The following is a 24836-nucleotide window of genomic DNA, read 5'->3' as shown; positions in this document are numbered from 1 at the left end:
GAGCATGCGCATGTCTCGCAGGCGGCGGGAAGCGCCACGTGCGTGCCCGGCCGCGCCGCCCCCCACCTTCCCACGGGTGCTCCCTGCCGGTCCGGGGTCAAAGGCAGGCTGTGGTGGCTGCCCGCCCGTCCCCCGCCGAGCGGCGGTGTCCCCGGCTGGCGTTCACCACCGGACCCAGCGGGATATCCTCCTCACGCGCGTGTATGCGCTCTCGTCGGCGTGGAGACCGAGGCGCCGCGCGGCCGCTGATTGCAAATGGGGGCCCCAGCCGGTGTCGTCCAGCGGGTTGTCCGCGTCGGAGCCGAGGTTGTATACCCAGCAGGCGCTGTAATGCTGGGTCACGTGCGAATACTGCTCGGAGCAGTTCGACGTCGAGGTGTCTCCATCGAAGTCCGAAGAGGACCACCCGGCCGCGAACTGCGCCGCATAGATCTCGGAATCGCCGGACACGAGCTCCGGGGACGTGAAGCGCATGGTTTCTGGCACGATCCCGGTCGTTGTTGCGCGGAACAGCGGGGCGACCTTCCCATCCAGGTCCTCCGCCTCGTCGCGGTACTCGGTCCCATGGAGATAGAGCCACCCCGCATAGACGTTGGCGCTGAGCGACGGCTCTCCCTTGCCGCCGAACCGCTGGAGCAGCGGAATGTCCCAGAAAGGCATCGTGGTACCGGTGTCCGAGCCGACGCTGTTGTAGAGGAGCGTCCAACCGCCGCCGTCGGTCTCCATGTCGCAGTAGACCGCTGGCGGCTGGATCGCCCCGGCGGCGGCGGGATCTGAGAGGTACACGCCGCTCGGCGAGCCGGCAGGGACGGCGGCGCAGCTCGGGTAGACGCACGCTTCGTTGACCTTGCCGTCGCAGTTCTCGTCCGCGGGCGTGTCGCACAGCTCGTCCGTGGGCCGGACCTGCCCCTCACAAGGCCCATAGTCCATCCCGTCGTCGTTGCAGGTCTTGAGCCCGGTCTTGCAGGCGCCCACGGCGGCCGTGGATGGCGGGCCGCTGTAGCAGAGCTCCTCCGTTCCGGGCACGCAGATCGGCTCGAACTTCCGCGGCGAGGAGGAGCACGCCGCTGCGGTCAGCAGCGCGGCTGCCGCACAGGACATATGGGCTCTCGATGCGACGCCGATGAGCATCCGTCACCCCCCCCTCGGTCCCCGTGCAACCAGAGCTACACGGCGCAGCGCCTCTGGACGTTCGCCCCGGCGCCCGGCAAGATCGCGAGCACCTCATGCAAGCACGTTCTCTTGATGCCGCAGGAGAAGATGCGTTTCTCGGAAGACGAGGCACATCAGGCGTCCGCGGCGCGCCGTACCACGAGGAGGGCTGCTGAGCGAGCTTCCGTGGCTGCAGAGGGCCTGTCGGCCGGATCGAGCTCGACCACGACGTCGGCGTCGCAGAAGGAATGAGCCGACGATCCGCGATCGTATACCGCGGGCGCCTCGCGGCGGAATATCACGATTTCGTGTCGCGCTCGCCGCTCCAGGAGCGTCTGTTCAAGGTGCTGAAAGACGCCGTGCCCCGCGGTCGCGCTTGACGCCGAAGCGCATGCAGGTGCAGCCAGGACGTGAGGTGCGGGCATGGATGTGATCTCGGATTGTGCCCTCCTTGTGTCGAAGATCGGGTGGCAGCCGCGGCATGGCAGCTTCGCGCTCACCGTGGTGTGCAAGGCGACGTTCGAGCTGCGGCCCGAGCTGTCGCCGCTCGCCGCCACGCAGGAGCCCGTGGTCGAGGCCGACGTGTACACCGGCGAGGGCGGTGCCCTCGCGCTCGCGTCGGAGCTGGTGCCATTCAAGGCGCGGCCCGAGGTGCTCGTCTCCGGGCATGCGTATGCGCCGGAGGGGCGGCCCGTACCGTCGCTCGTCGCGCGGCTCGCGGTCGGTGACATCGACAAAGCGATCCAGGTGGTGGGCGATCGGGTCTGCGGCCACGATGGGCGGCTCGGCGAGCCGTCGCATTTCACCCGCATGCCGCTCGCATGGGAGCGCGCGGCCGGCGGCCCGGACACGAGCAATCCAGCCGGCAGGCCATTCGGCGCCGCGGCGCGAGCTGACCGCTCGGGCCGCGAGCCGGCGCCCAACCTGTGGCCTGTCGGGCGCCGGCTCGCGTCGCAGGGTGACATCGTCTCGCCGGTGGGCTTCGGCCCGATCGCGCCGGCGTGGCCACTGCGCGCGGCCTGCCTGCACCGGCATGCCGCCTTCTGGAACCCGCGGCGGTGGCATGAATGGCCGCTTCCTGAGGACATCGACGTCGGGTACTTCAACGCCGCGCCGCCCGACCAGCAATGCACCGAGCCATTCGGTGCGGAGGTGATCTACCTCGAGAACCTGCACCCGCGCTTCGCGCACCTGTCGACGCGGCTCGCGCCTGTCACGCCGGCCGCGATGGTCGAGCATGGATCCGGACGGCGGCGGCTTCAGCTGCGCTGCGACACGCTGCAACTCGATACGGATCGCGGGCTCGCGATGCTCGTGTGGCGAGCGCACGTGCTGCTCGAGCGCGCAGACAGCCGTGGTCGCGTGGTCGTGACAGGACCCGGCGCGCCGGAGGCGCTGCCCTCCAGGCGGGCGCGCGACGCGCTCGGCGTCGACGGCACGCTCGCGGTGGGGGCCGCGATGCCCTCGTCGACGGCGCTGCCGTTCTCAGGCGTCGTGGCGCGGGCCCCGAGCTCCGTCCCGCCGCTGGCGTCGGTCCGCGCCGTATCGGCGTCTCTGGCGCCCGCCAGAGAGCACACGACCCAGACGAGCTCGGGCACAATCACACCGTCGCTCATCGAGCATCCACTCGCGAGGACCGAGGCGCCGGGGCTCATCGAGCATCCACTCGCGAGGAGGACCGAGACGCCAGGGCACGCCGAATACCCGCCCGCGGGGAGGACCGAAACGCTGGGGCGCGCCGAGCACCCGCTCACGAGGACCGAGACGCCGGGGCTCGTCGCGTCGTCGGCCGCGTTGCCCTTCGCCTCTGCGCAAGGGCATAACGCGCCCCGGAGCGACGCCCCGCCCCGAGCGAGCACGTCGGGGCTCCCGTTTGTACCGCCGTCGGAGCCGCCTCGCCCCTCCGCGCCGCCGCTGTTGGTGCCGCCGTCGGAGCCACCTCGCCCCTCCGCGCCGCCGCCGCTGTTTGTGCCGCCGTCGGAGCCGCCTCGCCCCTCCGCGCCGCCGCCGCTGCTCGGCGCGATCGCGGCGTTCTCCGCAGGACCCTCCGACGCGCCCGCGCCCGTCACCGAGCGGCCTCCGGCCACGGAAGCCGATGCGACGGATGCGCCGGCGCCGGTCGTCGAGTCCGCGCCGGAGGTCGCGTTCGAATCGTATCCGCCGGAGCGATGCGGTGCGATCGCGGCGCGCCTCGCGTGCGACACGGGCTCGGCCGGCGACGTGCTCCGCGCCGAGGAGCTCGACGAGGCGCGTTGGCAGCGCGTCCACGCGCACTGGCTCGACCTGATCCGCGGTGACGCCGCGCGCAGCAGGAAGACGCTGCTCTCGATCTATGACAACGCCTATGTGAGCGCGCTCGAAGCGGAGCGCGGCCCCATTGCGCCGGACGACTACGCGCGCCTCGCGGAGGCCGCCGAGCGCAGCGAGATCGCGGGAGCGCTCGCCGAGCGTGGCCTACCGGCCGACGCGTGGCCGCATATTCACCGCGTATGGATCCAGCGCCTGGTGAAGGACGTGCGGCTTGGAAAGCAGGTGCGGAGGGTCATCGATGCGCTGCGCGAGGCGAGCTGAGCCCGCCGCGGTTGATCTCGACCGAGCCGCCCTGGATCGGGCGCGCACCGAACCGCAATCGTCGTCGTGAGGAGCGTGCATGAACCGGGCACGGAGCGTCGAGCGCTCGTGCCAAGTGCGTGACGCCGCTCGACAGCGACCCGCGCTGCGCCAACAATGCCGCGCGCGTTGCGCGGTGGGCGCGACCGGCAGCCGAGCGCGCGCGATGAACAGGGTCCTGGTTCAGATCGTTGAGAGGCACGCCGATGAGGCCTCCTTCCTGTGGGAGCGACGGGAGCGGGCGTGCCGCTCGCCGCTGTTCGATCTGGACGCGCTCGCGGAGATCGACCGGAGGCTCCAGGCGAACCTGGAGGGCCTCGCCATCGCCGGTGATGTCGGCCTCGAGAAGAGCCTGGAGGCAGCGTCGCGCGGCGGCGTCCCCGAGCTCTTCGTCGCCGTGCACGTCGCCGCAGAGCGGGGCAACGCGATGGCGCTGGCCCGGCTCCTCGTCGGCGCAGAGAAGCGATCGGGAGCTGAGCGCGCCGTGGTGTCGGCGCTCGCGTGGCTGTCGGACCTGCGCGCGAGCAACGTCCTTGACGAGCTGCTCGCCAACGAGTGTCCGCCGGTGTTCCAGGGCTTCGCCATCGCGGCGCACGCTGCCCGCCGACAGGATCCCGGCGCGGCGCTTCGCAGGAGCATGGGTGCTCCGGATGCCGGGCTCCGCGCGCGAGCCTTTCGCGCTGCCGGTCGGCTCGGGCGGCGCGACCTGCTCCCGGAGCTGTGCGCGGCGGCGCAGCCCGGCGAGGACGAGGCGTGGCCGTGGGCCGCGTGGGCCGCGGTGCTCCTCGGCGATACCGGCGCTTTGCCTTCGCTGTGGGAAGCCGCTGCTGCCCGGCGCGAGCCCGCGGCCTCGGCCGCGTGTGAGCTCGCCGTGCGTTGTGTCGGCGCGGCGGAAGCGGCCGCCCGCCTCGCCGAGCTCGCCGCGGCCCCGGAGAGCCTGTCGACGGCGCTCGCGGGGGCGGCCGCTCGGGGCGATGCGGCGTGCATTCCGTGGATACTCGAGGTGATCGAGCGCGAGCCCGCGCTGTCGCGCCGCGCCTCATGGGTGTACGCGACCGTCACCGGCGCCAGGCTGGAGCCGCCGCTCGCGGTGCGCGCGCCCGACATCGAGCCTCCCGATGACGTGGTGGCCCGAGCCGTCGTGAGCCCCTGGGAGGACCTGCCCGAGCCCGATTGCGCCGCGATCCGCGCGCACTGGGAGCAGGCGCGGCCCGGACATGCGCCAGGAGAGCGGCGCCTCGGCGGGCGCGCGCTCACGGCCGCGTGGGTCGAGGCGTGTCTCCGCACAGGCGCTCAGCCGTGGCGGGCCTCCGCTGCAGTGGAGCTCCTGCGGGCGTCGAGGACAGGCGGGCTGTTCCCGGTGCACGCGCCCGGATACGCGCAGGCCGCCCTGCTGAAATGAGACAGCGGCCCTGGCGTGGACACCGAAGCGCGCCATACCGCTCGCTGTGATCGAGAGGGTCGCCGGCTCCGCGCTTCAGGCAAACTCGTGGGAGCTGAAGAGGAGCTCCCAGCGCGCTCCATCGAACAGCGCGGCGCCGTGCGCGCCGGCAGTGAGCAGATGGCCGCCGTCAGGGGAGACGTCGATACGGCCCGACGCCAGGAAGACCTCCGCGGGAATATCTGCCGTCGTGAGCTCGTCGCCCTCGACCGTCCACAGACCGTAATCCGAGCCGCACCACAGCTTGCCTGCGAACCAGGCGCTGTCCCGGAACGGCACGCTGCGCTCGACGTCGACCAGGAGCTTCCAGGCGTCGCCGCGGCCGACCCAGACGCTACCGGTCTGGGTGGTCACATAGACCTTGCCATCGGCGCCGCAGGCGACGGTGCACAGCCGGTGGTTCGTGGGGAACGCGCACCGGCCCCACCGCGCGCCGTCGAAGCGCCACACCTCACCGGCGTCGCCCACCACGTACATGTCCGTCTCCGCGAAGCCGGCGAGATCGTTGAACGTGTAGTTTGTCTGCGCCTCGATCCGATCGTCCTCGTGGCTGCTGCTCAGCTTCTTCGGCAGAGGCATCCCGTTGTCCAGCGGCGCCCAGGACGAGATGCCCGCGCGAAGGTACACGCGGCGCGGCCAGCCCACCGCGTACATGGATTGCCCGACACGCACGATCTTGCTCGTGGCGGCGAGGAGCGTCGTGGAAGGAAGCTCGCCCGGGATGTCGGCCTCCTGACCTGCGCGGGATCGATCGTAGGAAAAGACCTGCCTGCCCGTGTCGACGGCCACGAACTCGATCGCCGACGGGCCATACGCGATCTCGGTGAAGCCGAAGTTGCCTAGCTCGCTGCGGACGAACCGCTTCTGATCCAGGGGTCTGTCGGCGCGCGCGAACAGGAAGCGCGTCCGCGGCAGAGGATCCCTGTGGGGGCTGTCCGTGCTCTCGACCATCACGTAGAAGGTGCGCGCAGCGTCCATGATCGCGCAGTCATACACGGTATAACCTGCGCAGTGCCTCTCCCAGTGCTCTCGGTCCAGGATCATCCGCCTCTCCACTACATTCCGTCGTGCTCGACGCTGGGCCCGCCGCCGGCCATCCCGGAGTGAGGCACGACCTTCGCGCCCGCCAGCGGGCCGCAGTTATGGGCGCCCTGGTAATAGGCGTCAAGCTGCGCCTTGAGGCAGTCGGCGTCGCACCCATAGAGCCGGGCGACCTCGTTCACCATCAGATCGCGCGCTTCCTTGTAGCTCATCGTGCGGCTGTTCAGGTGCGGCTTCATTTTCAATTCTGTATACTTGTGGAACAGCCCGTGGCTCCCCTGCGTGTTGTTGGTGCCCTCCATGCAGATCGTCGGGGCGCCCTTCTCGGTGTAGCCCTGCCAGCACTCTTCCTTCGGCAGGTTGTCGCGCGGGATCGTCTTCCCCTTCGTCGCGGGGTCCTTGTTCCAGGCATCGCGGTACGCCGCCGTCTTCTCGGGGTTGCGGAACATCGCGTCCGGTAGCAGGTGGTGCCCTGTCTGACCGGGGCAACATCCCTTTCCGGCCCAGGTGTCCGCCTGGCTGTCGGTCTCCTTGTAGGGGACCAGGAGACACTTGCGCGCCCGGAGGCACGGGCTCGCCGCCGCATAGGCGCTCTGCACGTCGGCCATGACCTCGCTGGCGACCTTCTTCTGCTCCTCCGGTGACAGCTTGTCGAAGTTCTTTATCTTGTCCTTGAACCTGTCGAAGGTGCTGGTGATCTTCCGGGCGCCCTCGTCCAGCGACGAGGCCATCTTCTTCAGCTCGTCGAGCTCGTCCCTCATCTGAGGGATCTTCTCCGCCAGCTCGATGCCCGTGCTGACCACGTCCACCGCGGTGATGACCCATCCGACGACGGGGATCCAGCCGGTGAGGCCGCGGCGCGCGGCGAACGCGACCGCCTTCTTCACGGCGAACTCGGCGATCTCTTTCTCCAGCTTGGCGATGACCTCGCTCTGGAGGGTGGCGGTCGCCTGGCTGATGACCGAGTTGATGTCGCCGAAGTCCTTCAGCCAGCTGTCGAAGTCGACGCCGGGCTTGACGAAGAGCGGCCCGCAGTGGTCGAGCACCCACGAGCCATGGTTGCCGCCCTGCCTGTCCGCCGGGATGCCCTTGCGCTTCTTCCGCTTGTCGTCGTCGGGCTTGCAGCGCTTCTCCATGCGCTCGACGTCCTTCTTGCAGGCGCCGGGCGGCGCAGCGCGGGAGATGTAATAGACCGGCGGCGTGTTGGCGGGGTTGGAATGGTTGTGCGTCACCATGTCCATGTGCCGGGTCACGGCGAGCCCCTCGACGAACACGTTGGGGGACCAGGAGACGAAGTAGCACTTGCCCTGCACGGCGCCGGAGACCGTGCCTTTCTTCATGGCCTGCGTGGCCGGCTCATCTCCGTAGCTCGTCGCGAAGTAGCTCTTGTCCTCGAGGCAGATCTCCTCCCCCTTGATGAACACCGTCTTCGACCCGTTGGTGATATCCGGGGCCTTGCACATGTTCATGTAAGGCACGGGCACGCCGGGCATCGGCGCGCCGGGGGAGAAGCAGACGTCGGTGGCCATCACCGATGTTCCATCGGCGCTCCTGGAGCAGATCTCGTTGCCGTTTGCGTAGACGTGGTGGGCCATCGGATTCACCCGTTCTCATGACGCGACGAGCAGCAGCGCTCCACGCGGCGTGGCGCTGCTGGAGAGGTGCACGAGCGTGTTCGGGCCGGCCGCCCGGCCCTTGCGAGCGTCGTCGAGCGCGATCGCGAGGAGGAGCGGCGCCATGGCCGCGCCGACGTGCCCCACCCGCGTGACGGGCGTGAAGAGCTTGTGTCCAGGCGGCGATGGACTGCGCAGCACGCGCGTCCATGCGTAGCTGGCCTCCTCGAAGAAATAGGGCTCCCCGGAGATGTCGGCGTAGCGGGCGTGAACCGCGTCGGCGGGGACGCCGGCCTCCTCCAGGGCCTGCCGGATGGCCCTGGACAGGCCGACGCCGCGGCTGCGCTGCCTGGCTTGCAGCGTCTGCGGCTCGTTTGCCATGCCGAGGCCTGCGATCGAGAGCGCCGGCGCGCGTTGGACGTCCCGCGCGTCTCGCTCGCCGCTGCGCGTGACGAGCACGCAGGCCGCGGCTTCCCCGGGAATGAAGCCCCCGGCGCTCCGGCCTGTGAGCAGCCGTTCGTCGCTCAGCGCCTCGCTGATCTCCTCGGGGTCGAGCAGGCTGTCCGCGCCTGCGACGAGGACGCCGTGGATCGACGGGGAGGCCAGCAACTCTCGAGCGTGGGTGAGCGCCTCGATCAGGCCGGGGCTGCCGCCCTGGATCGCGCGGGCCTCGGCGTGGAGCTTCCTGCCGCAGGCGCTCTCGAGGGCGGCGACGCGACGTCGCAGCATGTCCTCTGGCGGAGCGGGACGGCCCTCTTCCGGGCCCAGGATCAGGAGGCACGTCCGCGCGACGTCGAGACCGTCGACCTGCTCGAGACACTCGGAGGCGGCCAGCGCGAACATGCGCGCGAGCCTCCCGTCTCCGCCCAGCGTGGCGCCGTCGGCCTCGTCCGGCAGCTCCAGCGCCCCGGCTGGTATCACCGCGCCGAGGATCGGCTCGCCGAGACGGTCGATGAACTGCGTCTCTGCGAAGCTGTCGATCGAGGCGCGGATCGCGGCGCAGGCAGCGGCCGTCGAGAGGCCGACGCTGCATACGACGCCCGAGGAGACGACGGAGATGGGCGGCTTTCTGGCCATCTCAGTCCAGCGCCTTCGTGACCGGGGCCAGGTCTTCGTCTCCGGTCTCGACCCCGCCGCAGCCGCAATCCTCCGTGCCGAAGACCCGGCTCTTCCACCAGCGCTTGCAGACGCTGCCGGCCGCGACCGTGTGGATCTCGTCGATGCTCCGCGCGAGGGGCAGGCGGGCGCGCCAGACGAGGTCGAACGTGGCGGTGTCCGCGTCGATGGCGAGGGTGTCGACGACCGGCGCGAGCACGGCGTGGCCGTGGCGCCTCGACAGCGCGACCAGGGGCAGATCGAGATCTGGGAGCCGGAAGCTCGCGACGCCGCTGGCGGAGAGCAGGTTCAGCAGGGTGACCTCCTCACCGCCCTTCGGATAAGGCATCTGCTGATCGGCGGGCGCGCACTGGTGATAACGCTCGTCGAAATCGGGCGGGGGCAGGGGGAAGATCTCGTCCCGCCACGCCTGATCGTACGTGCCGGCCAGCGCCAGCCTGGGCGCCCAGTTGCGCGCGATCGGACCGAGCGACATGGGCGCGTAGAGCCTCTCGGGATCCGAGACGGGGGTGCCGGGGGCCTCGAGGTTGGGGACGGGCCGACCCTCGAGGAGCTTCAGGAACTTGCCGCGCGCGTACCCGCACCCGATCAGGTTCGCTGGATGTGCCAGGAAATCGGCGGGGTCGTCGGAGCCTATCGCCCGGTGGTCGAACGCGCCGCCGAAGGCGCGGCTGTACGTGATCGGCACCGCGGCGAACGGCGCAGGCTTGCTCGGCTCGTACCCGCTCAAGCGCTTGACCCAGGTCCTGTTCCCGAGCACGCGGACGGCCTTCTGGATGGGGCCGACCTTGATGCCAGCGGTCGTCTCGGTGACCGGTTTGCCCTGCGGCGCGTGCGCGGAGCCCTTGACGATGACGTCGCACGCGGGCTTGAACGGGACCATGTCGTTCTCGAACAGGGGTGTGGACAGGCCCTCTTCTCCCTCGAACACGTCCTTGTACAGGAGCCCACGCGGCCTGTCGGAGAGCTCGGGCGTCGCCGCGGGGTGGGTGGGGATGCGGTAGGTGGCCTTCGCGACGACCACGAGCCACGGCCGCCCGCTCTTGTCGATCGACTCCGTGGCGTTCATGTCGAGGTTGGTGGCGTTGATGACTTCCATCGGTCGAGCACCCGGACGGGTCAGTTCATGTGGATCTTCGATCCCTTGACGTTCACGTTGGCGGCGCTCTCGACGTTCACGTCGCCCTTGGCGTTCACGTTCACGACGCCCGTCGCGCTGACCGTGATGTCTTTACCCGAGATAGTGATCAGCCCTTCCTTGTCCATCGTGATGACGCTGGCGCCGCAGGTGATCGTGATCTTGTCGCCCACGGTCACCGTCTTGCTCAACCCGACGCTCTCGGTCTGCACGAGCGCCACGTTCGTCGCCATCGCCCCGCCCACCGTGATCGCGTAGGCCGCGCCCACGGTCAGCGCCTTCGCTGCGCCCACGGTCTCGGCCGAGGCGAGCGCCACCGTCTCCGCCTTCGCCATGCCGACGCTCACGCTCATGTTCGCGCCGATCGTCTCGCGGTGGTTCGCCCCGACGGCCACGGTGCGGTTCGCGCCGATCTGCTCGCTCTGGTTGACGCCCACGAACAGCGACTCGTTGACGCCCACCGACTTCGTTCGGCTGTTCCCGATGGTGACGCTCTCGTTGTTCCCGACCAGCCGGGTGCGGTCGTTTCCGATGCTCACCGACTCGTCATGCACGACCGTCCGCGCGCGATCGTGGCCCACGACGAGCATGTCGTCGTGCCCCACCTGCTTCGTGCGGTCGTGGCCGATGCGCACGGCCTCGTCGTGCTTCACGAGCTTGTCGAGGTCCTTCTCCGCCTGCATGCGCAAGAGCTCCTGGCCCTTCTTGTCCTCGAACATGATCTCGTTGTAGTTGTCGCCGCCGCCGCCCGGGGACGATCGGCTCTGCCAGCCGCTCTGGGTCTTGTTGTCGGGGAGCTTGTACGGCGTCGTCTGGAGTCCGGTGTACACGCGGCCAACGATGATGGGCCGATCGGGATCACCTCCGAGGAAGTCGACGATCACCTCCTGGCCGATGCGCGGGAGGTTCGTGCCGCCGAAGCCCGCGCCGGACCACGGCTGGCTCACGTGGATCCAGCAGGAGGAGGTCTCGTCCATCCTCGACTCGCGGTCCCAGTGGAAGTGGACGCGCACGCGGCCGAGCTCGTCCGTGTGGATCTCCTCGCCGGGAGGGCCGACCACCGTCGCGCTCTCCACGCCGGCCGCCTTCGGCTTCGGGGTGACGAGCGGCGGCCGGTAGGTCAGGCTGGCGCTCACGGCCTCGCAGGTGCAGGACCATTCGCTGTGACGCTCGCCGCTGAGCGTGGCGTGCGTCACGAGGAAGGCGCTGCTCGGGGACAGCTCGCTCTTTGGATGATCGAGGAAGGAGACGACGGCGCCTGGCGCGAGATCGAGCGTGTTCGTGTCGAAGGCGACGGCCCGCGCCCCCACGCGCTGCGCGTCGAGCCTGCGCTGCGCCAGAGCGCCGGCTTCTTTCTCGTCAGTCCGGTAACGCCCCCTGTCGTCGGCGACGGGCGTGGGCTGTCCCTTGTCGCTCTCGTACAGGAAGGCGCCGGGTACATAATGGAACCGCTCGAGCGACTCCTCCAGCGGCTCCGCGGCCTTCGCCGTGCTGAGGAGAGCGTAGTTCGGCGGCCGGCGGTGGTCGTGATCGCGCACCGAATATCTGCCAGGCCGGATCTGGCGACCGACGCGCACCTTGGTGACGTGCTCGAGGTCGGCGTCCGTCGGGTTGTCGCGGAATGCGATCGATGGCTCTCTCGGGGCGTTCCGGTGCGGGGCCTCGTCAAGGACCAGCCGCGTCTCGCCGTCCTCCGTCGTCTGGAAGTAGAAGCTGATCCCCGCGTCTTCGAGCATCCTGCAGATGAACGCGAAGTCCGTCTCGCCGTACTGGACGCGAACTTTGCGCTTCCCGTACGTGGCGGAGATGCGCTCCGACGTCGGGATGTTCCACTCCGCGAGGAGCGTCCGCACGATGTCGAGCTCCGATTGGAGCTGGAACATGCGGTGATTCCGGCGCTGGGTCAGCAGCCACAGCGCGGGTACGAGGACGAGCTTGTACGTGGAGACGCCGATGTCCTCGGCCGCCGATTGCTCGATGTGGCTGCAGATGCCCGTCCACGTGCGCGCGCCCCGCCCGACGGCGCTCTGACGCAGCGTGAACCTCATCGGCTGGCCAGCGATGGCCTCGAAGTCGATGTCTGCGTTGTCCGATACGACGACGAGGGAGATCTCGAACAGCGCGCTCATCCGCTCCGTGACGTGGAAGTGCCGGACATCCAGCCGATCCCCGGAAGCGACGGTGACGTCGATATAGCGGAGCACGTCGGACGGAGAGAACGTAGCCATGCAAACATGATTCAGGAAGCCGTCCCGCCGCGCCAGAGGAAATCGTGCGGGACGGCGCGCTGATCCGGCGTGCGGATCGCTGCCATTTGCCTTGCTGCCATAATCGTAACCAACAGGTCACCTGGAGGACACTGAAGGCACGAATGCGAGGCGTATCGGTTTCAACGACGTTGGCGGTGGACAGGATGCCTGGACGTGCGCCAGCCGGGACCGCCGCGACGGCGGGCCCGCACCGACAAGGTCACTGGGCGGGACGAGAGCTCGTGGACGCGCCTACAGCGTCAGCTCCGCCCTCGCGGTCGAGTCCCCGATCTCGCGCGTCACCCGGAAGCCGAGCTTCTGCGCCACGCGCTGCATCTCCACGTTCTCGGCCAGGATGTCGGCGCTGATGCGGGAGAGCCCCTCGTCGCGGCCGATCTGGACGAGGAGGCCCAGCAGCCGGGAACCGAGCCCCTGCCGCTGGTGCTCATCGCTGATCAGCAGGGCGAACTCCGCGTCGCGCGTGCCTGGCAGCTTGCTCAGCCGGCCGACGCCGATGATCTGCCTCTGCGCGCCGCCCGCGGGCGGCTTCTCGACGACGAGCGCCATCTCGCGGTCGTAGTCCGCGAAGCAGACGCGCGTCAGCCGCTCGTGCGCGGTGCGCAAGTCGAGCTGCATCGGGTAGAAATACCGGAGCCGCACCGTCCGCTCGGACAGCTTCTGGTGGAACTCGACCATCTGCGGCTCGTCCTCGGGGCGGATGGGCCGAATTGTGAACGACGCCTGCCCGTCCTTGCTCTTGAGCTCCGTCACATACTGCGTGGGATACTCGCGGATCGCCGACCTGGGGAGCGCGGACTCCGGCGTGTCCGGCGGGTGCAGGACGACGCGGGCGTCGAGGGCGATGGCGCCCTCCGCGCTCACGGCGAGCGGGTTGATGTCAATCTCGCTTATCCATCGCTGCTCGATCACGAGCTGCGAGAACCTCACGAGCAGGTGCTCCAGGGCGGTGAGGTCCACCGGCTTGCGGCCGCGCACGCCCTTGAGCGCGCGGTAGATCCTTGTCTGCTCCATCATGCGCCGGGCCAGCGTCGCGTTGAGCGGCGGCAGGCCGAGCGAGCGGTCCTTGAAGATCTCGACGAGCTGCCCTCCGGCCCCGAACAAGAGCACCGGGCCGAACTGCGGATCGACCGAGCTGCCAAGGATGATCTCATAGGCGTCCTTCAGCGAGATCATCGGCTGGACCGTCACGCCCTGGAAGTGCTGCGCGCCGGCACGCCGCGAGACGCTCTCCTGGATCTCCTCGAACGCGCTGCGCACGGCGTCATCGTCGCGCAGACCGAGCTTCACGCCGCCCACGTCGGTCTTGTGGGTGATCGTCGCGCTGTACAGCTTGAGGACGGCCGGATACCCCATCTCCCTGGCCGTGGCCACGGCCTCGTCCGCGCTCCTCGCGACGGCCGTGGGCACCGTCGGGAGGCCGTACGCCGCCATGAGCTGCTTCGACTCCACCTCATCCAGGAGCGTCCGGCCCGACGCGCGCACGCTGGCGATGAGCTCCCTGGCCTTCTCGCGATCGACGTTCAGCGCTCGCTCGTCCGTGCTCGGCGTCTCGTACAGCGCCCGGAGGGCGTAGGCGTAGCGGACCATGGAACAGAACGAGCGAGCGGCGGTGTCGGGGTACTCGAACGTCGGGACCCCGGCGCGGTTCAAGATCGCTTTGCCCGCCTCCACCTCCACGCCGCCCATCCAGCTGGCGAGGACCGGCTTGCCCTCGACGTGCGCGTGCTTGCGCAGCGCCTCGGCGGTCTGGGTCGATTCGGTCATGTCCTGCGGCGTGAGGATGACGAGCACGCCGTCGTTGTTCGGGTCCTTGGCGCAGATCTCGAGCGCCTTTGCGTAGCGGTCGGCGCCGGCGTCGCCGAGCACGTCGACCGGGTTGTTGCGGCTCCATGCGGCGGGGAGGAAGCCGCTCAGCTCGCCCAGGATCTCCGGCGAGAGCGGCGCCAGCTCACCGCCGTTCGCGACGAGCGCGTCCGTCGCCAGCACGCCCGGGCCGCCGGCGTTGGTGACGATGCACAGCCGGTTGCCGCGGGGCCGCGGCTGCTTGGCCAGCGTCTCGGCCATGGAGAACAGGTCCGCGATGTCGTTCACGCGCAGCACGCCCACGCGCCGGAACGCCGCGTCGAGCACCTCGTCCGAGCCGGTGAGCGAGCCGGTGTGCGAGGCGGCCGCCTTCGCCGCCGCGTCGCTGCGGCCTGGCTTGATCACGATGATCGGCTTGGTGAGCGCCACCTCGCGGGCGGCCGACAGGAATGCTCGCGCGTCCCGCGGGTCGCCGATCGACTCCATGTAGATGAGGATGCTGCTCGTCTTGGGGTCGTTGCCGAGGTGGTCGATCAGGTCGCCCCAGCCGACGTCGAGCATCGAGCCGACGCTGACGAACGCGCTGAAGCCGACCTGTTCGTTGAGGCTCCAGTCGAGCACCGCCGTGCAGAGCGCGCCGGACTGGCTGATGAACGCGACCTTGCCCGGCCGCGCCTGCCCCTTCGCGAACGTCGCGTTGAGCCCGCCGATCGGGTTCATGACGCCAAGGCAGTTCGGGCCGATGATGCGCATCTTCCCGCGGGCGCGATCCATGATCTGCTGCTCTAGCTGGACGCCCGGGGGGCCCATCTCCTTGAAGCCGGCCGAGATGATGATCGCGCCGGGGACGCCGGCGTCCACGCACTCGCCGATGAGGCCCGGCACGCTCGCGGCGGGCGTGACGAGGACCGCGAGATCCACCTTCGCCGGCACGGCCGCGATGCTCGGATAGGCCTTGATACCGAGGACGCTCTGCCGCTTCGGGTTCACCGGAAAGACGGTGCCGCCGAACGGGTTGCTGATCAGGTTCCAGAGGAGCGTGCGGCCGACGGCGCCGCTGTTCTCGGTCGCGCCGATGACCGCGACGTTCCGCGGCCTGAAGATGGGGTCGAGGCTCTGAGGCTCCTGACGAAGGACATCGTGGGCACGGTCGGTCATGGGTACGGAGTCAGCCATGAAGCTCCTCGAGGGTGGATGGGGCGGACCTACCAGGGGCCATTGCGCGGGAACGACGATGGGCGTCGTGCCACACGGCCGGGCTGGATGCATGGGGAGTCTCTGCGAACAGAGCAGGGGGGCACGTTCCGTGCCCTGAGCGTAGATTGCCAGGCTGCGCAGCGCCTTGATATCCTGCGCCGACGCCATGATCCGCTCTCGACTTTTTCTCTTCGGGCTCCTCGGTCTGTGTGCCATCGCCTGCGAGGGCGCTGGGACGGCGGACGACGGGAGCACCGAGGCGTCCAGCGACGCCTCGACCACCAGCGCTTCGACCAGCGGCGCTTCGACCAGCGGCGCTTCGACCAGCGGCGCTTCGACCAGCGGCAGTTCGACCAGCAGCGCGGCGTCGGGCGGCGGCGGGTCGACCAGCAGCGCGGCGTCGGGTGGCGCGGGAGCGGGCGGCGCCGGCGCGGCCGGCGGCGGCGAGGGCACGGGCGCGAGCCAAGGCGACGGCGGCGCGGGCCCGGTCGACCTCCCTGCTGGCGTGAGCGCGCTGTTCCCCGTGCCAGGCGCCCGCGGGCTCTGCCCAGATCCGCCGCTCCGCATCACGTTCCCCGGCGCTCCGACGCTGGGCAGCACGGGCTCCGTTCGCGTGTTCAACGCCGCCCGGCCAGGCGCGGCGGTCGCGACGGTCGACATGGCCTCGATGACCGTGAGCGCCACGATCGGCGGCCGGACGTTCAACGTACCTCGCCCGGTGTACGTGGACGGCAACGATGCTGTCGTGTCCTTGCCGTCGCGCGCGCTCGACTACGGCCAGTCCTATTACGTCACGGTCGACCCCGGCGCCGTCGTCCCCCCGGGGGGCGGCTCGTTCGCGATCGCGGACGCGACGGCGTGGCGCTTCGACACGGCGGATGCAGGCCCATCGAGCGTCTCGTCGCTCGAGGTGGCGCTCGACGGCTCCGGCGACTTCTGCTCGGTGCAAGGCGCGCTCGACGCGGTCCCGGCGAACAACCGGGACAGCGTGGTCATCACCGTTCAGCGAGGGACCCACCACGGGGTGGTCTACTTCGAGAACAAGCACAACATCACGCTGCGCGGGGCCGACCGCAAAGGCACGGTCCTCTCGGGCACGAACAACAACAACCTGAACCCGAGCACCAGGGGGCGCGCGCTGGTCGGCGCCGACAAGGTGAGCGGCCTCATCATCGAGAACCTCACCATCCACAACCTCACGCCGCAGGGCGGCTCCCAGGCGGAGGCGCTGCGCATCCAGGACTGCGACAAGTGCGTCGTGCGCGACGCCGACATCCTGAGCCTCCAGGACACGCTGCTCTGGTCCGGGCGCATCTACGCGGACAACTGCACCATCGCTGGCAACGTCGACTTCGTGTGGGGCACGGGCGCGGCGTATTTCAACCGGTGCGAGATCAAGACGGTCGGTCGATCCGGCTACATCGTGCAGGCGCGCAACGGCGACGCTGGCAACGGCTATGTCTTCGTCGACTCGCGCATCACCAGCGACGCCGGCATCACGGGGAACACGCTGGCGAGGATCGACGTGAGCCAGTATCCGGCGAGCCACGTCGCGTACATCAACTGCACGCTCGGCAGCCACATCTCGCGGGCGGGGTGGACGATCACCGGCGGGGCCGCGCCGCGCTCCCTCCGTTTCTGGGAGTACCAGAGCCGGGACACGGAAGGGCGTCTCATCGACACCAGCGGGCGTATCGCCGGATCGACGCAGATCTCCGCCGAGCAAGCGGCGACGATGCGCGATCCAGCGACCGTGCTCGGCGGCTGGGACCCTCCGCGCTGAGCCGGCCGCGCCGCGCCTCGACCCCTGAACCCTGCACGGGATGACCCGTGACGCTGGAAGGACCGCAACGATGAAGATGACCTTTCGCTGGTACGGCGAGAACGACCCTGTGAAGCTCGAGTACATCCGTCAGATCCCGGGCATCTACGGCATCGTTTCGGCTATTTACGATGTGCCGGTGGGCGAGGTGTGGCCGGTCGAGCGGCTGCAGGCGCTCAGGGCGCGCATCGAGGGCGTCGGCCTCCGGTTCGAGGTGGTGGAGAGCGTGCCCGTGCACGAGGACATCAAGCTCGGCAAGCCGACTCGCGAGCGGCTGATCGACAATTTCTGCCAGAACATCCGCAACTGCGCGGCCGCCGGCGTGAAGGTGATCTGCTACAACTTCATGCCGGTCTTCGACTGGACCCGCACCGAGATGGCCAGAGAGCTGCCCGACGGCTCGCTGACCCTGGCCTTCGACGCCGCGGCGGTGGCCGAGATCGACCCGGAACAAGGCATCTCGCTGCCCGGCTGGGACTCGAGCTACAAGCCGGAGCAGCTCCGCGCCGTCCTCGACGAGTACAAGAACGTCGGCGAAGACGCTCTATGGGAGCACCTGGAACACTTCCTCCGGCGCATCATCCCGGTCGCCGAGGAGGTCGGCGTCCGCATGGCCATGCACCCGGACGACCCACCCCGGCCGATCTTCGGCCTGCCGCGCATCGTCAAGAACCGCGACGACCTGATGCGCCTCGTGAAGACCGTCGATTCTCCGGCCAACGGCATCACGCTGTGCTCCGGCTCGCTGGGCGCCGATCTGTGCAACAACATCGTATCGCTTGTGCGCGAGTTCGGCGGCTTGGGCCGCATTCCCTTCGGTCACCTGCGCAACGTGGCGGTGCAGGAGGACGGCACCTTCTTCGAATCTGCCCACCTGTCCTGTGAGGGCTCGCTCGACATGGCCGCCATCGTGAAGGCGTACCATGACGTCGGCTTCGACGGCTACGTGCGCCCGGACCACGGCCGCATGATCTGGGGCGAGACCGGCAAGCCGGGATATGGTCTGTACGACCGCGCGCTGGGCCTCGTGTACCTCAACGGCCTGTGGGAGGCCACGTGCAAGCTCTCGCCCGGACCCGCCGCCAAGCCGCCCACTCCTGGATGAGCGGGTGAGCGGGTAGGGGAGCAGGACGCCGCGGCATCAGTGGAACGCGCCCTCACGCGGGCACCGGCGCTCCGTACCCGCCGCCCCCCGGCGTCTCGATCACGAACACATCGCCGCTCCCCATCTCGACCGATCCGATGTGCCCCAGCACCTCGACCGAGCCGTCCGCGCGCACCACCAGGTTGCGCCCGGGCGCGCCCGCCCGCCCGCCGGCCAGGCCGAACGCGGCCGTCGAGCGCCCGTTCGACAGGATCGACGCCGTCATCGGCTCCAGGAAGCGCACAGCGCGCGTGCCGCCGTTCCCGCCCGGAAAGCGCCCGGCCCCGCCGGAGCCCTCGCGGATCTCGTAGCGATCCAGCCGCACCGGGAACCGGTGCTCCAGCACCTCCGGATCCGTCAGGCGCGAGTTCGTCATGTGCGTCTGCACGACGCTCGTCCCCGCAAAGCCGCGCTCGGCGCGCGTGCCACCGCCGCCGCTCCCGCCGATCTCGATGCCCGCCCCCGAGCCGCCCGAGATCGTCTCGTAGTACTGGAGCCGCTCGTTGCCGAACGTGAAGTTGTTCATCGTCGGCTGGCTGCTCGCGAGCACGCCGAGGGCCCCGTACAGCGCGTTCGTGACGCAGGTCGACACCTCCACATTGCCCGCCACCACCGCGGCCGGCGGGCGCGGGCTCAGCATCGAGCCCTCGGGGATGACGACCTCGATCGGCTTCAGGCAGCCCGCGTTGAGCGGGATGTCGTCGTCCACGAGGGTGCGGAAGACGTAGAGCACCGCGGCCATCGTCACCGCGCGGGGCGCGTTGAAGTTGTTCTCCATCTGCCCGGACGTGCCGGTGAAGTCCACGATCGCGGCGCGGCGCTCCCGGTCGATCCGGAGGGCCACCTCGATCGTCGCGCCGTTGTCGAGCGGCAGCGAGAAGCGCCCGTCGTGGAGGAGCGCCGGGTCGAGCCGTGCGATCGCGAGGCGCACGCTCTCCTCGGCGTTGTCCTGCACGTGCTTCATGTAGGCCTGCACCGTCGGGAGGCCGAACTGCGCCACCATCGCGGCGAGCTCCTGCGCGCCCTTCTCGTTCGCCGCGATCTGCGCGCGCAGGTCGGCCAGGTTCTGCTGCCGGTTGCGCGCCGGGTACGGCCCTGCGCCGAGCAGCGCCAGGATCTCCGCCTCGCGGAGCCGCCCGGCCTCGACCAGCTTCACGTTGTCGAGGAGGACGCCCTCCTCCTCGATCGTCCTGGAGAACGGCGGCATCGAGCCCGGCGTGATGCCGCCGATGTCCGCGTGATGGCCGCGCGACGCCACGTAGAACAGCACGCGAGGCCCCGTCTCGTCGCCCTCGTCCCACACCGGCGTGACCACCGTCACGTCCGGCAGGTGGGTGCCGCCGCGGTACGGATCGTTGAGCGCGTAGACGTCCCCCGGCTTCATCCCTGGGTTCCGCGCGATCACGGTCTTGATCGACTCGCCCATCGAGCCGAGGTGCACCGGCATGTGCGGCGCGTTCGCGATCAGGCTGCCCTCCGCGTCGAACAGCGCGCACGAGAAGTCGAGCCGCTCCTTGATGTTGACCGAGTGGGCGGTGTTCTGGAGGCGCAGGCCCATCTGCTCGGCGATGTTCATGAACAGGTTGTTGAACACCTCGAGCATCACCGGGTCGACCTCGGTGCCCACCGCGCGCCGCTCCGGGCGCGGCGCCACCCGGGTGAGCACCATGTGGCCTAGCGCGGTGATCTCGGCCTGCCAGCCGGGCTCGACCACGGTCGTCGCGTTGGCCTCGGCGACGATGGCCGGCCCGTCGATCACCGCGCCGCGCCCGAGCCGCTCGCGCCGGTACAGCGCCGCGTCGTGGAACGCCCCCTCGGCGTACATCCGCACCCGAGCGTCGGCCTCGGGGCGGTGCGGGCGCGCCTCCACGGGCCGCTCCTCGGCGGCCTCGCCCGGCCCGATCGCCTCCACGGAGACGCTCTCCAGGACGAGCGCCTTGTCCGGCATCAGGAACGCGAACCGCCTGCGGTAGGCCGCGTCGAAGGCGGCGCGGATCGCCTCCGCGCTGCCGTCGGGCACGACGAGGGCGGTGTCGGTGCCCTCGTAGCGGACGTGGACGCGCCGGACGAGCCGCACCCGCTCCGGCGAGAACCCTTGCCCCACGAGCTCGGCCTCCGCGTCGCGGCCGATGCGCGCGAGCGCCTCGCGCGCCGCGCAGAGCCCCGCCTCGTCGAGGCGCCGCTCCACGGCCGCCTCGCGGATCGCGCTCTGGTCCGAGAGGCCCATGCCATAGGCGGAAAGGACCCCCGCGAGCGGGTGGACGAAGACGCGGCGCATGCCGAGCGCGTCGGCCACGGCGCACGCGTGCTGGCCGCCGGCGCCGCCGAAGCATTGCAGGGTGTACTGGGTGACGTCGTGCCCGCGCGCCACCGAGATCTTCTTCACCGCGTTGGCCATGTTCGCGACGGCGATCTGCAGGAAGCCCTCGGCCAGCTGCTCGGGCGTGATCGGGCGCGACGTGTCGCGCTGCACGTCGGCCGCCATGGCCCGGAAGCGCTGCTCGACGACCTCGCGGTCGAGCGGCGCATCGGCGCCCGGGCCGAACACGTGCGGGAAGAACTCCGGCTGGATCTTGCCGAGCATCACGTTCGCGTCGGTGACGGCCAGCCTCCCGCCGCGGCGGTAGCACGCAGGCCCCGGGTTGGCGCCGGCCGACTCCGGCCCCACGCGCAGCCGCGCGCCGTCGAAGCCGAGGAGCGAGCCGCCCCCCGCGGCCACGGTGTGGATGCTCATCATCGGCGCGCGCATCCGGACGCCGGCCACCTGCGTCTCGAAGGCGCGCTCGAGCTCGCCTGCGTAGTGCGACACGTCGGTCGAGGTGCCGCCCATGTCGAAGCCGATGACCTTCTCGTGCCCGCCCGCGATCGCGGTGCGCACCATGCCGACGATGCCGCCCGCCGGGCCGCTCAGGATCGCGTCCTTGCCCTGGAAGCGGCCGGCCAGCGTCAGCCCGCCGCTCGACTGCATGAAGTAGAGCGGCACGCCGGGCATCTGGCTGGCCACCTGCTCGACGTAGCGGCGCAGGATGGGCGACAGGTACGCGTCGACCACCGTGGTGTCGCCGCGCGAGACGAGCTTCATCAGCGGGCTCACCTCGTGCGACGCGGAGACCTGCGTGAACCCGACCTCGCGCGCGATCTCGGCCGCCCGCCGCTCGTGCGCGGCGAACCTGTAGCCGTGCAGGAAGACGATGGCGCAGGCGCGGATCCCGGCCTCGAACGCCTCCGAGAGCGGGCGGCGCAGCGCCTCGCCGTCGAGCGGCTCGACCACATCGCCGCGCGCGCCGACGCGCTCGCGGGCCTCGACCACGCGCTCGTAGAGCAGGTCGTGCAGCGCGATATGGCGATCGAACAGGCGAGGGCGGTTCTGGTACCCGATGCGCAGCGCGTCGCGGAAGCCGCGCGTGGTGACCAGCACGGTGCGGTCCCCCTTGCGCTCGAGCAGCGCGTTCGTGGCCACCGTGGTGCCCATCTTCACGCACTCGACCTCGGCGGGAGAGATGACCTGACCGGGCGCGAGGCCGAGCAGGCGGCGGATCCCCTCGACCGCCGCGTCGGCGTACTGCTCGGGGTTCTCCGACAGGAGCTTGGCGGTGGTGAGCGAGCCGTCTGGCCGCCTGGCCACGACGTCTGTGAACGTGCCTCCGCGATCGATCCAGAACTGCCACTTGTGCGAGGTCGAGGTCATGGAACCCACTCCTTGCCGGCCGCATCCTCCGCCGCGCTCCGCCCCGTCCTGCCCGCCGAAGGGACGCAAGACTAAGTTTTCATTGAACAATCTTCAACTGCCGGGAGGGTGGACCTGCCCATGTCACTGGAAGCTCGCAGCGTTCCGGGAATTGCTGTCCTGGACGTAACAGTGATATCTCGGCCTGATGGAGGTCCTTGCCGTTGGCCCGCTTCCCGTGGCCTCGCTCCTCTGGCAGCCGCGTCCGGGCGCGTGGATGTTCACGTTCGTCTGCAAGGCCACGTTCGTGCTGCGGCCGGGCGAGTCGCCGCTCGCGCCGGAGCAGGAGGCGCTGCTCGAGGCCGACGCGCACTGGCGCGACGATCCGGCGTTCAGCCTCTACGCCTCCACGGACATCGTCCCGATCCGCCCGCGCGTGGACGTCGTGCTCGTGGGCCACGCCTTCGCGCCGGGCCAGGCGCTGGTCCGCTCGCTGGTCGCCCGGCTCGCCATCGCGGAGATCGACAAGTCGATCGAGGTCGTGTGCGACAGGAGCGTCACGAAGGACGGCGCGGCGCGCGAGGGGCAGCCGTTCGCGCGGATGCCGCTCCTGTGGGAGCGCGCCGCCGGGGGCGCGGACACGGTGAATGCGGTCGGCGCCGCGGCCGGCGCGCGCGACGCGTACGGCGCGCGCCGCCTCCCGAACCTCGTGCCGCCGGGCACGGTCGTCTCGGGGCCCGATGACGTCGTCGAGCCGATCGGCTTCGGCCCCGTCGCCCCGTCCTGGCTTGCGCGCCGGAGCAAGCTCGGGCGCCACGCCGCGGCCTTCGCGTCGGGTGAGTGGCAGCGGAGCCCGCTCCCGGCCGACATCGATGCGTCGTACTTCAACGCGGCCCCGCCCGATCAACAGCTCGCCGCGCTCCGCGGGGACGAGCGGCTCGTGCTCGAGAACCTGCACCCGGAGCACCCGCACCTCGCCACGCGCCTCGCGGGTGAGCGCCCTCAGGCGTTCGTGGAGCGCCCGGGCCAGGCCCCCCAGCCGGTCGCGATGCGCGCGGATCTGCTGTGGATCCACACGGATCGCGCCGTGTGCGCGCTGACGTGGCGCGGGCAGATCCCGCTCGCGCACCCGCACGACGCGGGCGTGGTGCGGATCGGCCTGGTGAGCGCGCCGGCGAGCGCGCCGATCTCGTCCGCGCGGCGCGAGAGCGAGCCAGGCGAGGCGCGGGAGGTGCCTTCTTCGCCGCGGTCGAGCGACCCTGGCGCGCGCGCCGCGCGCGGGGCGGTGCGCGTGGAGCTTGCCGCGAACTCGCTCGGCGAGACGGTGCCGACCACCGGGGCGGGGGGTGTAGCGCTCCCGTTCGTCACGCCCGCCGGCGCTCCGCAGCCGTCGCAGGCGGCGAAGTCCGCGTTCCAGCGCTTCGCCGGCATGCCGTTCGTCGCTTCGCCCGCGGTCGCCCCGCCCGCGGTCGCCCCGCCCGCGGTCGCCCTGTCCGCGGGGGCGCCAGCGTCGGGCGCGCCAACGTCGGTCGCCTCGGCTGCGGCGGCCTCGCTGGCGATCGCTCCAACGTCGGTCACCCCGCCCGCGGTCGCTCCAACGTCGGTCGTTCCGCCTGCGGTCACCCCGGCCGCGGTCGCTCCGCCTGCGGTCGCGCCAACGTCGGTCGCCCCGGCTGCGGTCGCCCTGCCTGCGGTCGCGCCAATGTCGGTCGCCCCGGTCGCGGTCGCCCCGGCTGCGGTCGCCCCGCCAGCGGCGGTCCCGCGGCCCGCCGTGGTCCCGCCGGCCGCCGAGAGCCCCTGGGCGGCTGGCGCCTCGCGCGCCCCCGGAGCGCCCGCGCCCACGTTCGGCTCCGCCGCGGTCCAGGCCCAGGCGTCCCCTGCGCCGCCGGTCGTCCCGCCGCGATCCGACGCGGCGCCGGCCCCGGCCCGGCCGTCTTCCGTGAGGGCCCCGGCCACGGCGCGCTCGAGCGCCTCCGAGATCGTCCACCTCCTCTGGTACGACCCGGAGAGCGTCCCGCGTGTCCGCCGCCAGCCCTCCTTCCGTCCGCTGCTCGAGGAGCTCGACGAGCGGCCGATCGACCGCGAGGCGGACGAGCCGGCGCTCGCGAAGGATCCGATGGCGGTCGAGGATCGCCGCGAGGTCTTCGAGATCATCGCCCGCGCCAGCGCGACGGACGCCGAGGGCACGCAGGAAGCCGTCGTCGACGCCGTGCGCGAGGGCGGCAAGTTCGTCCCGCCGGTCTGCCTCCTCGCCGGCGAGCTGATCTTCCACTTCGACGAGCTGGAGACCCTGAAGGCGACGGTCACCGCGGCGGCGCCGCTCGCGGGCAACGACGAGCAGCTCAAGGCGGCGGTGGTGGCCGCGCAGGACTTCCTGAAGCTGCCGGACCTCCGCTGCGCCCCGTCGGTCGCCGAGGGCCTGACGACGCGCATCAAGGAGGCGCTCGACGGCAAGCGCGGCGCCCCGCCGGGCTACCTCAAGGCGCAGACGGAGCGCGTGCTCCTCGACCAGCGGCACTACCAGAAGCGCCCGGTCCTCGGCGGCCCCCACCTGCGCGCGTTGCTCCAGCCCTCGGGCTCATCGCAGCAGATCCCGGCCTACCTCCCTGAGGCCCTCGCGCAGCAGCTCCCGTTGTACCAGCGCTTCCGGTCACGGCTCGTCGCCGAGCTGCACCTCCAGGTCGACCAGAGCGAGTCGCACGCCGTCGCGCTGCGCGTCCTCGCGCTGGCCCGCGTGGCGCCGCTCCCCGCGCGCCGCTGACGCCTCTGACGGAGATGCGCGTGAGGTGTGATCTGTGCGCGTGTGAACGAGAACGATCTTT

At 70.7% G+C, this 24836-nt stretch carries 14 protein-coding genes; 6 read left to right on the top strand and 8 right to left on the bottom strand.

The annotated features are described in order from the left end of the window. Window positions 1–162 precede the first annotated feature (162 nt). Window positions 163–1101, bottom strand: a complete 939-nt coding sequence (locus tag WME79_RS23075; RefSeq protein WP_437539011.1) for a fibrinogen-like YCDxxxxGGGW domain-containing protein — start codon at window positions 1099–1101, stop codon at window positions 163–165. A gap of 299 nt (window positions 1102–1400) precedes the next feature. Between WME79_RS23075 and WME79_RS23070 the strand changes: the two genes are divergently transcribed. From WME79_RS23070 to WME79_RS23060, 3 genes are all read left to right on the top strand, one after another. Continuing rightward, complete coding sequence (locus WME79_RS23070) at window positions 1401–1532, top strand: nitrogenase-stabilizing/protective protein NifW (RefSeq protein ID WP_437539010.1); 132 nt, start codon at window positions 1401–1403, stop codon at window positions 1530–1532. Window positions 1533–1575: 43 nt separating this feature from the next. Then, entirely contained in the window at window positions 1576–3723 is a 2148-nt protein-coding gene (locus WME79_RS23065; protein ID WP_437539008.1) for a DUF2169 domain-containing protein, read from the top strand. Between the two features lie 205 nt (window positions 3724–3928). After that, entirely contained in the window at window positions 3929–5164 is a 1236-nt protein-coding gene (locus WME79_RS23060) for a TIGR02270 family protein (RefSeq protein WP_437539006.1), read from the top strand. Window positions 5165–5239: 75 nt separating this feature from the next. Here WME79_RS23060 and WME79_RS23055 read toward each other — a convergent pair whose 3' ends face one another. From WME79_RS23055 to WME79_RS23030, 6 genes are all read right to left on the bottom strand, one after another. Continuing rightward, complete coding sequence (locus WME79_RS23055) at window positions 5240–6247, bottom strand: hypothetical protein (protein ID WP_437539004.1); 1008 nt, start codon at window positions 6245–6247, stop codon at window positions 5240–5242. An 11-nt stretch (window positions 6248–6258) separates the two neighbouring features. Next, on the bottom strand, window positions 6259–7839 hold the full coding sequence (locus WME79_RS23050) for a PAAR-like domain-containing protein (RefSeq protein WP_437539917.1): 1581 nt from the start codon (window positions 7837–7839) through the stop codon (window positions 6259–6261). 15 nt (window positions 7840–7854) lie between these two features. Beyond that, entirely contained in the window at window positions 7855–8934 is a 1080-nt protein-coding gene (locus tag WME79_RS23045; RefSeq protein ID WP_437539002.1) for a hypothetical protein, read from the bottom strand. 1 nt (window position 8935) lies between these two features. Continuing rightward, the gene (locus WME79_RS23040; RefSeq protein WP_437539000.1) at window positions 8936–10072 is read right to left on the bottom strand and encodes a DUF2169 family type VI secretion system accessory protein; all 1137 of its coding nucleotides are present in this window, start codon (window positions 10070–10072) and stop codon (window positions 8936–8938) included. A 20-nt stretch (window positions 10073–10092) separates the two neighbouring features. Continuing rightward, entirely contained in the window at window positions 10093–12339 is a 2247-nt protein-coding gene (locus WME79_RS23035; protein WP_437538998.1) for a type VI secretion system Vgr family protein, read from the bottom strand. A gap of 273 nt (window positions 12340–12612) precedes the next feature. Continuing rightward, window positions 12613–15360 carry a bifunctional acetate--CoA ligase family protein/GNAT family N-acetyltransferase gene (locus tag WME79_RS23030; protein ID WP_437538996.1) on the bottom strand — a complete coding sequence of 916 codons (2748 nt, stop codon included), beginning with the start codon at window positions 15358–15360 and terminating at the stop codon, window positions 12613–12615. A gap of 187 nt (window positions 15361–15547) precedes the next feature. Here WME79_RS23030 and WME79_RS23025 point away from each other — a divergent pair, with 187 nt between their 5' ends. Continuing rightward, window positions 15548–17164 (top strand): pectinesterase family protein, encoded by a 1617-nt coding sequence (locus WME79_RS23025; protein ID WP_437538994.1) that lies wholly within the window; start codon window positions 15548–15550, stop codon window positions 17162–17164. 70 nt (window positions 17165–17234) lie between these two features. After that, window positions 17235–18308 carry a mannonate dehydratase gene (uxuA, locus tag WME79_RS23020; protein ID WP_437538992.1) on the top strand — a complete coding sequence of 358 codons (1074 nt, stop codon included), beginning with the start codon at window positions 17235–17237 and terminating at the stop codon, window positions 18306–18308. A gap of 52 nt (window positions 18309–18360) precedes the next feature. Here uxuA and WME79_RS23015 read toward each other — a convergent pair whose 3' ends face one another. After that, window positions 18361–22035 carry a hydantoinase B/oxoprolinase family protein gene (locus WME79_RS23015; RefSeq protein ID WP_437538990.1) on the bottom strand — a complete coding sequence of 1225 codons (3675 nt, stop codon included), beginning with the start codon at window positions 22033–22035 and terminating at the stop codon, window positions 18361–18363. 187 nt (window positions 22036–22222) lie between these two features. Here WME79_RS23015 and WME79_RS23010 point away from each other — a divergent pair, with 187 nt between their 5' ends. Continuing rightward, the gene (locus WME79_RS23010) at window positions 22223–24775 is read left to right on the top strand and encodes a DUF2169 domain-containing protein (RefSeq protein WP_437538988.1); all 2553 of its coding nucleotides are present in this window, start codon (window positions 22223–22225) and stop codon (window positions 24773–24775) included. The last annotated feature ends 61 nt before the right edge of the window (window positions 24776–24836 follow it).

Source organism: Sorangium sp. So ce726 (assembly GCF_051521405.1).
Lineage (GTDB): Bacteria > Myxococcota_A > Polyangia > Polyangiales > Polyangiaceae > Sorangium.
The sequence above is the reverse complement of the archived record's forward strand: the minus strand, read 5'-3'. Positions and strand labels throughout refer to the sequence as shown.